This is a genomic window from Pseudomonas asturiensis, from assembly GCF_900143095.1.
GTDB classification, from domain to species: domain Bacteria; phylum Pseudomonadota; class Gammaproteobacteria; order Pseudomonadales; family Pseudomonadaceae; genus Aquipseudomonas; species Aquipseudomonas asturiensis.
In genome coordinates this window covers 297,768-311,678 of the sequence record NZ_FRDA01000006.1, presented here as the reverse complement: position 1 = coordinate 311,678, position 13,911 = coordinate 297,768, and the positions used below count along the sequence as shown (strand labels likewise).

The 13,911-nt window shown below is 59.5% G+C and carries 10 protein-coding genes; 4 read left to right on the top strand and 6 right to left on the bottom strand.

All coding sequences use genetic code 11. The features are described from left to right. Positions 1-346: 346 nt before the first annotated feature. From BUB69_RS13675 to BUB69_RS13655, 5 genes are all read right to left on the bottom strand, one after another. Positions 347-1,072: a hypothetical protein gene (locus BUB69_RS13675; RefSeq protein ID WP_073167519.1), complete on the bottom strand. Its 726-nt coding sequence runs from the start codon at positions 1,070-1,072 to the stop codon at positions 347-349. A 573-nt stretch (positions 1,073-1,645) separates the two neighbouring features. Further along, positions 1,646-2,389, bottom strand: a complete 744-nt coding sequence (tcyN, locus tag BUB69_RS13670) for an L-cystine ABC transporter ATP-binding protein TcyN (RefSeq protein WP_073167517.1) — start codon at positions 2,387-2,389, stop codon at positions 1,646-1,648. A 3-nt stretch (positions 2,390-2,392) separates the two neighbouring features. Continuing rightward, a complete protein-coding gene (tcyL, locus tag BUB69_RS13665; protein ID WP_073167514.1) occupies positions 2,393-3,061 on the bottom strand; it encodes a cystine ABC transporter permease in 669 nt (222 codons plus the stop codon). Continuing rightward, positions 3,058-3,855 (bottom strand): cystine ABC transporter substrate-binding protein, encoded by a 798-nt coding sequence (gene tcyJ, locus BUB69_RS13660; RefSeq protein WP_073167510.1) that lies wholly within the window; start codon positions 3,853-3,855, stop codon positions 3,058-3,060. Before tcyJ ends, tcyL begins: the two co-directional genes overlap by 4 nt. Positions 3,856-4,062: 207 nt before the next feature. After that, positions 4,063-5,061, bottom strand: coding sequence for a D-cysteine desulfhydrase (locus BUB69_RS13655; RefSeq protein WP_073167506.1), 999 nt, complete (start codon positions 5,059-5,061; stop codon positions 4,063-4,065). Positions 5,062-5,272: 211 nt separating this feature from the next. On the opposite strand from BUB69_RS13655, the gene epsC reads away from it, so the two are divergent. Together epsC and betT are read left to right on the top strand one after the other, a co-directional pair. Then, on the top strand, positions 5,273-6,229 hold the full coding sequence (epsC, locus tag BUB69_RS13650) for a serine O-acetyltransferase EpsC (RefSeq protein ID WP_073167503.1): 957 nt from the start codon (positions 5,273-5,275) through the stop codon (positions 6,227-6,229). Between the two features lie 419 nt (positions 6,230-6,648). Beyond that, positions 6,649-8,604, top strand: a complete 1,956-nt coding sequence (betT, locus tag BUB69_RS13645; protein ID WP_163032101.1) for a choline transporter BetT — start codon at positions 6,649-6,651, stop codon at positions 8,602-8,604. 247 nt (positions 8,605-8,851) lie between these two features. Here betT and BUB69_RS13640 read toward each other — a convergent pair whose 3' ends face one another. After that, the gene (locus tag BUB69_RS13640) at positions 8,852-9,898 is read right to left on the bottom strand and encodes a LacI family DNA-binding transcriptional regulator (protein WP_073167497.1); all 1,047 of its coding nucleotides are present in this window, start codon (positions 9,896-9,898) and stop codon (positions 8,852-8,854) included. 217 nt (positions 9,899-10,115) lie between these two features. On the opposite strand from BUB69_RS13640, the gene BUB69_RS13635 reads away from it, so the two are divergent. Both BUB69_RS13635 and BUB69_RS13630 read left to right on the top strand, forming a co-directional pair. Further along, on the top strand, positions 10,116-12,383 hold the full coding sequence (locus tag BUB69_RS13635) for a TonB-dependent receptor (protein WP_073167678.1): 2,268 nt from the start codon (positions 10,116-10,118) through the stop codon (positions 12,381-12,383). Positions 12,384-12,412: 29 nt separating this feature from the next. After that, positions 12,413-13,738 carry an LLM class flavin-dependent oxidoreductase gene (locus BUB69_RS13630; protein ID WP_073167493.1) on the top strand — a complete coding sequence of 442 codons (1,326 nt, stop codon included), beginning with the start codon at positions 12,413-12,415 and terminating at the stop codon, positions 13,736-13,738. The last annotated feature ends 173 nt before the right edge of the window (positions 13,739-13,911 follow it).

Genomic DNA, 13,911 nt, shown 5'->3' with positions numbered 1-13,911 from the left:
GACCGCATGGGGTGCGGCTGAATACATCACGATGTCCGGTGGTCCGGTGCATATACCCTAAGCTTGTATAAAAGATTTTAAAACGTTCATTTTGGAATAAGCATAGATTGGCAATGACGGGTCGCAAGATGCGAGCCTGTCGTGACGCTCATCGGCTTCCAGGCCACTCATCTGAGGGGAGGCGGGTTATAAAAACCACGCTAACTTTACGCAGTGCGGTAAAACAATCCGGATTAATGTATGAGGTATTAATTAATTATATTGAGTGTCAAATAACTCTCTGTGCCGCCCTCACCGGTCAAGTCGTGTTTGTCGTTACGTCGGTCGCGCGAAAACTGTCCGGTTGTCATGGCGCGATAACACCCAAGGGCGGAATAGTTAGTTCGCGTGGCGGTGCCCACAGTGAGTTATTCCCGACCCGATCGATTACGCAATACGTGACTTCAAGTTGTTGGTCACCGGCCTCCATGATCAGCGCGGGCGGAACGACCAGGTCAATCGGTTCGCCGATGTCTTCCTGGGTCAGAGGCGGCAGGTCCATGCGCAGATCACCCCAGCGTACGGTGATTTCGTCATGGGCCGCCATATTCATGTAGGGCTCGATAGCCATTGGCAATCCGCCATCCAGATGCCTTTTGGTCAGGCCGCGACGCAGTACCGACGGTGCCACGTAAAGCGGCGCCAGGCCCTGATTTTCCTCCGCGTTGGGGCTGAGCAGGCGTCCCCCGGGCGGGTTGAGCTTTACCCACAGCTTGCGGCACGCCGATGTCACGGGCAGTCCACCCACTTTCATGACTCTGTAGTAAGTACGCGCCTTGCCGTTCTGTAGAAAGCTTTCAGGTACTCGTAGGACAATATCCGTCCCAACGTCAGACGGTGTTAGAATTTTCGACGCAACGTAACAGCCGTCCCAGAACAGTTCGATCAGGTCGCCTTCGTCCATTTCCTCATAAGAATCGATGTGTACGTTGAGGCTGGACGCTGCCCTGACGCCGACGCCATGTCGGCTGGCCTGCGGCACAGAAGGGGCCGAGAGCTTTACGCAGTCGTTTTTGAAAGAGGTCTGGTTCATGTCGGGTACTCCAGAATAGGGGAGGTTCAAGTAAGAATTCGTCACACGGTGTCATGTTCAATTAAAATAAGACTCAAAACAGGCAAGTGGATAAGTACCGCAAAATTCCAAGGTATGGCAAACATTACAAAGTGTCGAAATTGGAGGCTTGAAAGTTTGCCAGGTACTCAGATGCCTTGTTTCAGGCGAGCTAATTAGCTTTGCTCGTGTGTGTCAATATACGGCTGCTGTTGAGTCGGTGTTTTCTGAAAAATTAGATGCTTCCTACAAATGATATTCGGAACCGTTTACTTGGCAGGCATCAACTGTCCTACCACAAGAAATCGATAAAGCGATGCCGGGATCATGCTGGGCAGGTTCAGGTGAAGGGGCTTATCGGAGGCGGTATCAGGCGGTACGAAGCGTCGATATCAATGTGACCAAACGTCGTTTTCACCGGTTGATTATTTAGATGGGTTGAACCAATAGAGGGCGTGATTCAGCGAATATCCTGATTGATCAATCCTTTTTGAAATGTAAAACAAAAAAAGGCAGCACCCGGAAGGTGCTGCCTTTGGGAAGCAGGCCGTAGGATCAGGCCCTGATTCGTTCCAGAAATTGCCGCGTGCGTTCCTCTTTGGGGTTGGCAAACAGCGCCTTGGCCTCGCCTTGCTCCACGATCACGCCCTTGTCGATGAAGATCACGCGATTGGCAACGTCGCGTGCAAAGCTCATCTCATGGGTAACAATGACCATGGTGCGTTTTTCTTCGGCCAGCGCCCTTATGGTGGTCAGCACTTCGCCCACCAGTTCCGGGTCGAGTGCCGAGGTGGGTTCGTCGAACAGAATCACCTGGGGCTCCATTGCCAGCGCCCGGGCAATCGCCACGCGCTGTTGCTGGCCGCCTGAAAGCCTGCGAGGGTAGGCGTCTTCCTTGCCCGCCAGCCCCACCTTGGCCAACAGCTTTCGACCCAGCGCCAGCGCGCTTTCGCGAGCCACTTTCTTGACCACTACCGGGCCTTCGATAACGTTCTCAAGCGCAGTGCGGTGTGGAAACAGATTGAAGTTCTGAAACACAAACCCGACCTGCTGACGCAACTGGCGGATAAGGCCCTGTTGCTGATTCATGGAGCGAGTGCCGTCGATGGTGATGTCGCCGACCGTGATACGGCCGCTGGTCGGGGTTTCCAGCAGGTTCAGGCAACGCAGCAAGGTCGTCTTGCCTGAACCGCTGGGCCCGATGATGGCCACGACTTCCCCGGCTTCGATACGCAGGTCGATGCCCTTGAGCACGGCATTGCCCTTGAATTCCTTGGTGAGTTGTTCAACCACGATCATGCGTCAGGACTCCAAGTCATGCCGGTTGACCCGCGCTTCCAGCTTGTTCTGCAGGTGCGAGAGCGCCGTGGCAAGGATCCAGTAGATCAGTGCAGCGGCCAGGTACATGGTGAAAATTTCGAAGGTGCGGGCCGTGATCAGTTGCGCTTGACGGAACAGTTCCGGCACCTGAATGGTGGCGGCCAGCGCCGTGTCCTTGACCAGCGAAATGAAGCTGTTGCCCAGTGGCGGCAAGGCCGTGCGGGCCGCCTGCGGCAGGATCGCCCGGCGCATGGTCTGCCAGCGGGTCATGCCGATACTGGCGGCGGCTTCCCATTGACCGCGTTCTACTGCACCGATGGCTGCCCGCAGGATTTCACAGGCATAAGCGCCCATGTTCAGCGAAAAGCCGATCAGCGCAGCTGTCAGGGGATCCAGTTCGATGCCCAGTTCCGGCAGGCCGTAGTAGATCATGAACAGTTGCACCAACAGCGGCGTGCCACGGAAAAACGATACGTAGATGCGCGCCACCCAGCTCAGCGGTTTGAAGCGCGACAGGCGCATCAATGCCAGGCCGAAGCCCAGCAGCAAACCAAAGAACATACCGCCCAGGCTGAGGAAGACTGTGTAGTACGCGCCCTTGAGCAGAAAGGGCGCGGAATCCAGCGCGAGCTTTAGGCTCTCTTCAATCATTTGGTCACGTCAGCCTTGAAGTACTTTTGCGACAGCTTGGCCAACGTGCCGTCGGCACGCAGGTTGTCGATGGCCTTGTTGATGGCTGCCAGCAGTTCCGGCTCGCCTTTGCGCAGTGCAACGCCCGATTCCTGACGGGAGAAGGGTTCGCCAGCGACGGCCATGGCGCCCTTGGTCTTGGTGACCATTTCCAATGCCGCCAGACGGTCAACCAGAATGGCGTCGATACGGCCCGATTTCAGGTCCTGAAACTTGGTAGGGTCATCGTCATAGGTCCTGATGTCCGCGCCTTTGACGTTCTCCTTCAGCCATTGCTCATAGTTGGTGCCAAGGCCAACCCCGACTTTCTTGCCATTGAGGTCGTCAGCGGTCTTGATGGTGCCTTCGTTCTTCTTCAGGGTCAGCGCCTGAATACCGGAAATGGTGTAAGGCTCGGAGAAGTCGTACTTCTTCTTACGCTCATCGGAGATAGTGACCTGGTTGATCACCAGGTCGAGACGCTTGGACTCCAGAGCGGCCAGAATGCCATCCCATTTGGTTGGCTGGATCTTGGCCTTGACGCCCAGTTCCTTGGCCAGCGCTTCGGAGAACTCGACCTCGAAGCCCGTCAGCTTGCCGTTCTCGTCCACGAAGCTGAACGGTGGATACGTGCCTTCCAGGCCCACATTCAGGGTGCCGCTGTCCTTGATTTTCTGCAGTTGCTCGCCAGCCATGGCGTGTCCAGCAATACCGGTACCGAGCATTAGGCTCAGGGCCGAGAAAAGAAACGTGCGACGAATGGCGGAAATGTTCATGCGAGCCTCTTGTTGTGTGAGTGTGTCAGGCCATTTTCAGACCGGGCGGACGCGACGTGGTGCTGTGAATTCAGCTTTTTTTCAGTGAGTTACGCCGGAAGCTGTGCTTGCCGGGCGCCACTATAAGGCCATCCAGTTATGAACAAAAATAACTAAAAAAGCACGTTTCGTTCTTTTTCGGCATAACCCCACTCCTTGTTCATGCCTTCAATTGGCAAACACATCCGGGTAGGCAAACAGCGCGGGTGCGCCGCCGGTGTGCAGGAAGATCAGCGGACCGTCGTTGAAGCGCTGACGACCGATACCGTCCAGCAAACCTGCCATCGCCTTGCCGGTGTAAACCGGGTCTAGCAGCAGACCTTCATGACCCGCCACAAGTTTGATCGCCGAGAGTGTCCCGGCATTCGGTTCGCCGTAGCGCGGGGCGAAATACTCGTCCCACAGTTCGACCTTGAAACGCTGTGGCAGCGGGATTTCCAGCAGTTCGGCCGTGCGTTCTGCCAGACCTTGCACCTTGGGCAGTTGCGCTTCTTCGCTGCGTGAAACGGTAACACCGATGACCGACAGGTCCGGCAGTTCACTGGCCAATGCCAGCGCCAGACCGCTGTGGGTGCCAGCGCTGCCTGAGGCCAGCACCACGGCGGCGAAGTCGATGCCGGTCTGCCTGATCTGCTCGGCCAGTTCCAGCCCGGCGCGTACATAACCCAGTGCGCCAACCGGGCTTGAGCCGCCAATGGGCACCAGATAAGGCTTCTTGCCACTGCTGCGCAGACGTGCGGCCAGCGCGTGCAACTGCTCGTCGGCGTTGTCGAGGTTTTCGACCAGTTCCACCTTGGCGTCGAACAGCTCCAGCAGCAGGCGATTGCCGTTGTGCAGGTAGTTGGGATCGTCGGTGCCGATCGGGTTTTCCAGCAGGGCCACACAGCCCAGACCCAGACGGGCAGCCAGTGCGGCGGTTTGGCGTACGTGGTTGGACTGGATCGCGCCCGCCGTGATCAGGGTGTCCGCGCCCTGCGCCAGCGCGTCGGCCGCCAGGTATTCCAGCTTGCGGACCTTGTTGCCGCCCAGCGCCAGCGTGGTGGTGTCATCGCGTTTGACGTAGATATCACGGCCTGCCCAGCTTGACAGACGGTCGAGTTTTTCCAGAGCCGTGGGGGCGTTGATCAGGTCCAGGCGGTTGAAGCGGGCCAGCTGATTTTTGATCATTGTGGTGAGTAAGCCGTGTAGAGAGTGAGCGAACTGAGTGAGCGGACTATAGGCAGACGTTTCCTGCACGGCAACCTATCGGTGTTTATGCTCCGCTTAGCTGTTTCGCACAAAAATTCTTATTTTTTCCACTTGAATGTTTACCGTAGAGTGGCACAAGCAGCGGCCAGTAGTGTCGGGTCGTCATCGTCAAGACCAAGGAGAGTTCAGCGTGAGCGATATTCCAGAAGCATCCGCCGACGGCCGTTCCAGCCATTGGCAGTTGCAGCGTATCGTCAGCCAGTTGCGCACCGCGCGTGAGGACTGGCGTACGCGCAACCGACGCGTAAGCGGTGAACACGGCGGTCGTGAGTTGCCGTCGCGTGCGGCCATGGGTGAGATTCTCGAAGCACTGAGCGGCGCGCTGTTCCCGATGCGGCTCGGGCCGGTTGACCTGCGTGAAGAGAGCGAGGACTTCTATGTCGGCCATACGCTGGACGTGGCGCTCAATGCGCTGCTGGCGCAGGCCCGGCTTGAACTGCGTTATGTGGCCCATCAGCAGGGCAAGGCGCTGACGGGGATCGACGAGCATGCGCTGGTGCTGATTCAGGATTTCGCCACGGCCCTGCCGGGCATTCGTCAACTGCTCGACACCGACGTGCTGGCGGCTTACCACGGCGACCCGGCGGCGCGCAGTGTCGACGAGGTGCTGTTGTGCTATCCGGGCATTCTGGCGGTGATTCATCATCGACTGGCGCATCATTTGTACCGCGCAGGTCTGCCACTGCTGGCGCGCATCAGTTCCGAGCTGGCGCACTCGGCAACCGGCATCGACATTCACCCCGGCGCGCAGATCGGCCCGAGCTTTTTCATCGACCACGGCACAGGCGTGGTGATCGGCGAGACCGCCATCATCGGCGAGCGGGTGCGGATCTATCAGGCCGTGACGCTGGGCGCCAAGCGCTTCCCGGCCGATGAAGACGGCCAGTTGCAGAAGGGCCATGCGCGTCATCCGATCGTCGAAGACGACGTGGTGATCTACGCCGGCGCGACGATTCTGGGCCGCATCACCATCGGCCAGGGCTCGACCATCGGCGGCAACGTATGGCTGACCCGCAGCGTACCGGCCGGTTGCAACCTCACCCAGGCTAACCTGCTGCAGCAACAGGATGACGGGACGCAGAAGTAATCGATGGTGTCGCGCCGATCAGCGTCGCACTGAGGGATCGTGCCCGGCGCTGGTCTATGGCGTCAGCGCCGGCCTTTTCGCGAGCAAGCTCGCTCACTCTTCAGTGTTTTTATGCGAGACAGTCAGCGGCAAAGATGAAGCAGATCCCAACTGTTAATTCATCGGCTCGCACCCGGGAACGATCCCCTCTCGCACACGTCATACCCAAGCCTGAGCCAGCATTCACAGCCCCGCGATTCGTGTTCGCGGGCGTTTTCATGTTTAAATTGAACGTTCATTCAAGTTAAACCGGTGGTTCGCTGCCCGCTCACAACAGGAGGCTAACCCTTGCCGTATGCGTTTTTTGTAGTGGTTTCAATCAGTCCGGAGGCATGCAGTCGATGAGTACTCCGAGTACGCAACCCAGCGGTACGGTCCGCATGAACGCTCCAGTGTTTTACTTCGCTGCGAGCTTTATCCTGATCTTCGGCGTCATTGTAATCGCCTTCCCCCAAGCCGCCGGTGCGTGGCTGCTGGCGGCGCAGAACTGGGCGGCCAACACGGTCGGCTGGTACTACATGCTGGCCATGACGCTGTATCTGCTCTTCGTGGTGGTCACCGCCGTATCTGGCTACGGCAAGATCAAGCTCGGTGCCGACCACGACGAGCCCGAATTCAGCTATCTGTCCTGGGCCGGGATGCTGTTTGCAGCGGGCATCAGTATCACGCTGTTTTTCTTCTGCGTGTCCGAACCCCTGACGCACCTTTTGCAACCGCCGCAAGGCGAGGGCGGCACCACTGAGGCTGCGCGGCAGGGCATGCAGTTGCTCTTTCTGCACTGGGGCCTGCATGGCTGGGGCGTGTTTGCCTTTGTCGGCATGGCGCTGGCCTACTTCGCCTATCGCCATAACCTGCCGCTGGCGCTGCGTTCGGCGCTGTATCCGCTGATCGGCAAGCGTATCAACGGCCCCATCGGCTATGCGGTGGACGGCTTCGGCATCATCGCGACCATCTTTGGCCTGGGAGCCGACATGGGCTTCGGGGTGCTGCACCTGAACTCGGGTCTGGACTACCTGTTTGGTGTTGCTCATACCCACTGGATTCAGGTCGGCCTGATCACGTTGATGATGGGCGCAGCGATTCTGGTCGCCATCGCGGGCGTCGATAAAGGCGTACGCGTCATGTCCGACATCAACATGCTGCTGGCCTGTGCGCTGCTGCTGTTCGTGCTGTTCGCCGGTCCCACCCAGCACTTGCTCAACACGCTGGTGCAGAACATCGGTGACTACCTGGGCGCGCTGCCGACCAAGAGTTTTGATGTGTACGCCTACGATAAGCCGAGCGACTGGCTGGGCGGCTGGACCGTGTTCTACTGGGCCTGGTGGATTGCCTGGTCGCCGTTCGTGGGGCTGTTCATCGCGCGTATTTCCCGTGGTCGCACCATCCGCGAATTCGTCTTCGGTGTGCTGTTGATCCCGCTGGGCTTCACCCTGGCGTGGATGTCGATCTTCGGCAACAGTGCCATCGATCAGGTACTCAATCACGGCATGACCGCGCTGGGCCAGTCAGCCATCGACGATCCTTCGATGACCCTGTACCTGCTGCTGGAAACCTATCCGTGGAGCAGGACGGTCATCGCCGTGACGGTGTTCATCAGCTTCGTGTTCTTTGTCACCTCTGCTGACTCGGGCACCGTGGTGCTGTCGACGCTGTCGGCCAAGGGCGGCAACCCGGATGAAGACGGCCCGAAATGGCTGCGTGTGTTCTGGGGCGTGGCGACCGCACTGATCACCAGCGGGCTGCTGTTCTCGGGCAGTATCGATGCGTTGAAATCAGCGGTGGTGCTGACGTCGCTGCCGTTCTCGCTGATCCTGCTGTTGATGATGTGGGGGCTGCACAAGGCGTTCTTCATGGAGTCCCAGCGTCAGATCGCGCAGTTGTACTCGCTGGCTCCGGTATCGGGCTCACGACGTGGCGGCTGGCGTCAGCGCTTGAGCCAGGCCGTGCACTATCCGTCGCGAGACGAGGTGTACCGCTTCCTCGATCAGACCGTGCGCCCGGCCATTGAGGATGTGACGGCGGTGTTCGTGGAGAAAGGCTTGAACGTGGTCAATGTACCCGACCCGTCCAACGACTCGGTGACGCTGGAAATCGGCCATGGCGAGGAGCGTCCGTTCATCTACCAGGTGCAGATGAAAGGCTTCTTCACCCCCTCGTTCGCCCGTGGCGGCATGGGTTCCAAACAACTGAACAACCGCCGCTACTACCGAGCCGAGGTTCACTTGAGTGAAGGCAGTCAGGATTACGACCTGGTTGGCTACACCAAGGAGCAAGTCATCAACGACGTGCTCGACCAGTACGAGCGGCACATGCAGTTCCTGCACATGGTGCGTTGATCGAGTGGACCTTAATGTGACGCGCAGCGTCACAGGCTAAGTCCCCACGCACGTGGGGACGATCAGATACGGCAGTTGCCGACTGAATGCTTAACCCTGTGGGAGGCGGCTTGCCGGCGATGAAGTCGGCGCGGTGTGTCAGACGAACCGTGTCATCGTTCATCGCGGGCAAGCGCTTTCACAGAGTAAGTGGTTCGCTGCAAGCGTTGCTTATGACGGTGAGCGCGCAGCGTGGGGGACGATCAGGTTATGTGCTCTCTCGCTCCACCAGCTCGCACTGCAGCAGATTCAGCCGCTCAATCCCGCCCTCGACCGGCAATACTCCCAGGCTCTCCAGCACCCGCTGTGCCGCCAACACGCCGATTTGCAGGGCAGGCGGTTTGATGGTGGTCAGGCTGGGCATCATCATTTGCGCGAAGGCGTAATCGCCGAAGCCCATCACGGCACAATCCCCCGGCGTCTGCAGGCCGATGCGCTGGCTGGTGAGCAGGCCGCCTGCCGCCAGGTTGTCGTTGGCGAAGAAAATGGCATCAGGGCGAGGATGCTGGTTCATCAGCACATCCATCGCCTGCTTGCCTGCTTCAAACGGCGTAAGCCCTGCATCCGGCACAAAAACACCCGGCTTCAGACCGAGGGCCTGAAGCGTTGCGACATAACCGTCGCGGCGCTCCTGTGCGCTGAAGTCGCCCGCCACGCTGTTCTCCACGAAGACCGTGCGACGGTAGCCCTTGCCATGGAGATAGCGCGCCGCCGTGACCCCGACGTCGTAGTGAGAAAACCCGATCTGGATCGGGCTGCGTTCAGGTTGATGGTCCCAGGTTTCGATGACCGGAATATCCGCCTGTTCGATCATCCTTTCCGTCGCTTCGCTGTGAAAGCGGCTGGTCAGCACCAGTGCTGCCGGCGACCAGCCCAGAAAAGCGCGCACGGCGCTTTCTTCCTGCTCGACCGAAAAATAGCTGGAGGCCAGCAGCAACTGAAAACCGTGCTGGCTCAAGGTGTCGCTGAAGCCCTGAATGGTGTTGGCGAAGATCGGCCCGGAGATGTTCGGGATCACCATCGCCACCACTCGGCTGCGCGCTGACGCCAGGCCGCCTGCCACCAGATTGGGCACATAACCCAACGCACTGACCGCCGCCGCGATGCGCTCGCGCAGTGGCGGCGACACCTGTTCCGGCTGATTGAAATAGCGCGAAACTGTGATGGCCGACACGCCTGCCTGTTTGGCTACGGCATTGATCGTCACCCGGCCTGCGCCTCGGCGTTTACGTGTCACGGGTACTTCGTCGGCCATGCTCGTCCGCTTCTTTTAAAATTTAAAAGCATATAAAACTAATTTTTCAGTATTGGACGATCTATCTGTCATTTCCTGATACTGGCGATGTTAGCGCTAACAAAGATGGTTTGTCTGCTACTCGCCACCGCGAATGCCCGGACCCGTTTAGTTGTAATCAAAGGCGTCAGTGCCCGAGGCACTGTCGGATCAGGGCATATTTCAGGCAGGCACGCAGATGCACACAACACGTGGGGATGGCGTCAAACACACACGGCTGGCGCAGGCCATCAATCAGGCTCATACGGCGCGGGGGCGTCGTTGTGGCTGGTTGCTGATGGGGCTGACGGCGTTGCCCATGGTTCCGGTCATGGCGGCTGAAACCGTCGAGCAGGCGAGTGATACACCGACACTGGAATCGGTCACCGTGACCGCCACGCGCCGCGAAGAGTCGCTGCAGAAGGTGCCGGTCGCCGTGTCGGTGATTCAAGGCGAGCAACTGGAGCGCGATAACCGCAACGGTGTCGCCAGCATCGTCCAGCAGGTGCCATCGCTGAACTTCAGGACCGGCGCGTCGAACAAGGACACTTCGCTGTTCGTGCGGGGTGTCGGCACCATCTCCACTTCGCCGGGCGTCGAGCCGACCGTGGCGACGGTCATCGACGGTGTGGTCTACGCCCGTCCCGGCCAGGCCACGCTCGATCTGCTTGATCTGGAGCGCATCGAAGTCCTGCGTGGCCCGCAAGGCACGCTGTTCGGCAAGAACGCGTCGGCCGGGGTGCTCAACGTCACAACCAAGGCGCCGACCGAAGAGACCCACGGCTACATCGATCAGTCCTACTACAGCGGCAACGAAAGTCGCACGCGTTTCGGCATCGGTGGCAGCCTGATCCCGGAGACCCTCAAGGGCTCGATCACCACGTTGTTCGGCAGCTACGACGGCAATGTCGACAACAAACTCAACGGCCATGAGGTCAACGGCTACAACCGCAAGGGCGCGCGGGGCAAGCTGGAGTTCACGCCCAACGATGACATCACCTTCACCCTCGCGGCGGACTACATGCAGTCCCACGACGACGCGCCCAATGGCGTGGTGACCAAATCGCTGACGCCAGCGTTCACCAGTGCGCTGTCACCGGTGCGTGCCGACAGCGACAACCGCAACGTGATCAGCGATTACCGCAGCCATGTCGAAGACACCAACAAAGGGCTGTCCGGGCAACTGGACTGGCAATTGGGCGACTACACCCTGACGTCGATCACCGCCTGGCGCGGCTGGGACAACACGCAGTATCAGGACGGCGACCGCCTCGGGACCATTACCGCAGCGTTCCCCGGTACCGAAGACAAGGGCGATCTGACGTTCAACCAGTATTCACAAGAGCTGCGCCTGGCCTCGCCGAAAGGTCAGTTCATCGAATACGTCGGCGGCCTGTTCTACATGCACGGCAAGAGCGACGAGACCTATCAACGCACGTTGATCACGCCGACGAGCAGCGATCAGGGAATTGCGGATTACAGCACCACCAATCAAAGCTACTCGGTGTTTGGCGAGACCACGTTCAACTTCACCCCGGACTTGCGTGCCATTGCCGGGCTGCGCTGGACTCACGACGACCTTGAGTACGATCACCGCCGCATTTCGACGTCGGCCACCACGGTGAGCGGCATTCAGCCGGCGACCAGCAGTTCCGGTTCGGTGAACGAAGAGGGCAAATCGGGGCGTCTGGGCCTGCAATACGACCTGAGCGACAGCGTGACCAGCTACATCACCTACTCGCGTGGCTACAAAGGTCCGGCCTACAACGTATTTTTCAACATGCAGCCGCGTGACACCGAGGCCCTTAAACCCGAGACGTCCAACACCTGGGAAGTCGGCATCAAGGCCACCACCTGGAACAATCGCCTGACCACCAACCTGGCGGTATTCCACAGCGATTACGATAACTATCAGGCCAACTTTTTCGACAGCGTTGCCGGTCAGGTCGTGACCCGGCTGATCAACGCGGGCAGCGTCAGCACTGAAGGTGTCGAGCTGGATTACGCCTTGCAGGCCACGCGCAACCTGAAGTTCTCCGGCGCGCTGTCCTATACCCGGGCGCGCATCGACACCTTCGCCTGCCCGGCCGGTGCCGCCGCATCATGCAATGTCGATGGCAAAACCCTGCCGTACAGCCCGGACTGGAAAAGCTATGTCCGCGCCGATTACACCATCCCGCTCGACAACGGTCTGGATATCGAACTGGGCACCGATTACAGCTGGCAGAGCGAGGTGCAGTACGACATCAGCCAGAACCCGGACACCAAACAGGGCGCCTACGGCATCTGGAACGCAAGTGTTGCGCTGGCCGATTACAACAGCGGCTGGCGCGTGGCGCTGCTGGGCAAAAACCTGGCGGACAAGTCCTATTCACCCATGCTCGCCACGGGCGGCAACTATGTGTATCGCTCGGTGCCGCGTGACGACGAGCGTTACTTCGGTGTGCAGGTACGCAAGGATTTCTAAGCGGGCGACCGCCCTGAAAGGAGACAGGTATGAGCACGACGGCTCGACAGATGAAACTGGGCGCTTTCCTGATGGCCACCGGGCACCACGTGGCGGCCTGGCGACACCCGGAAGTACCCGCCGATGCGGGGCTTGATTTCAAGCATTACCGGCATCTGGCCCAGGTCGCCGAAGCGGCGAAGTTCGATGCGTTGTTCGTGGCGGACAGCGTCGCTGCCGCCACGGGTGACATTGCCAGTCGTATGGCACGCTCCGATCATTTCGAGCCGCTGACGCTGCTGTCGGCGCTGAGCGCGGTGACCGATCACATTGGTCTGATCGCCACCGCAACCACGACCTACAACGAGCCGTATCACGTGGCGCGCAAGTTTGCCTCGCTGGATCATCTGTCGGGCGGTCGGGCAGGGTGGAATCTGGTGACCTCCGATGCTGCTGCCGAAGCGCACAATTTTGGCCGCAGCGAACACGTGGGTCATGCCGGGCGCTACAGCCGCGCCCGTGAGTTTCATCAGGTGGTGGTCGGGTTGTGGAACAGTTGGGCAGACGACGCGTTCACACGAGACAAGGCCAGCGGTCAGTATTACGACCCGGCCAAAGTACAGGTGCTCAATCACCAGGGTGAACACTTCAGCGTCAAAGGTCCGCTCAACGTGGCGCGCTCTGCGCAAGGCCAGCCCGTCGTTGTCCAGGCGGGCTCTTCGGAGGTCGGCCGCGATCTGGCGGCGCAAACGGCTGAGGTGGTGTTCACCGCACAGACGTCTCTGGCCAGCGCACAGGCGTTCTATGCCGACATCAAGGGCCGCCTCGAAGCGTATGGGCGCAGTGCCGATTCGCTGAAAATCATGCCTGGTGTGTTGATCGTTGTGGCGCAGACCGAAGCGCTGGCCAGGGAAAAGTTCGAGTCGTTTCAAGCGCTGGTGGAGCCCGAGGTCGGTATTGCTTTGCTGGGGCGGATGCTGGGCAATTTCGACCTGTCCGGTTATCCGCAGGACGGCCCGTTGCCCGAGTTGCCGTTGACCGACAGCGGCCAGCGCAGTCGCCAGACATTGCTGACCGAACTGGCTGAGCGCGAACACCTCAACCTCGCGCAACTGGGCCGTCGCATTGCCGGTGGCCGAGGGCATTACAGCCTGATCGGCACGCCTGCACAGGTCGCCGATGAGCTGCAAACCTGGTTTGAACAGGGCGCTGCCGATGGCTTCAACGTGTTGGTGCCGCACCTGCCCGGAGGCCTTGAAGACGTGGCCCGTCTGCTGGTGCCTGAGTTGCAGCGCCGTGGCCTGTTTCGCACCGAATACGAAGGCACCACGCTGCGTGAAAACCTCGGCTTGCAGCGCCCGGCAGATGGGTTCTGATCGACACGTAACGTGCTGAGAGACTGATTTTTGTGGGAGGCGGCCTGCCGGCGATGCTTTTTCTGAAGCGACATATCGCTGACGGAACTGACGCCATCGTCGGCAAGCCGCCTCCCACAGTCATGTATTCGGCCATTATTTTTTGATCCTTCCCCCGCTGCATTTGGGAAGGC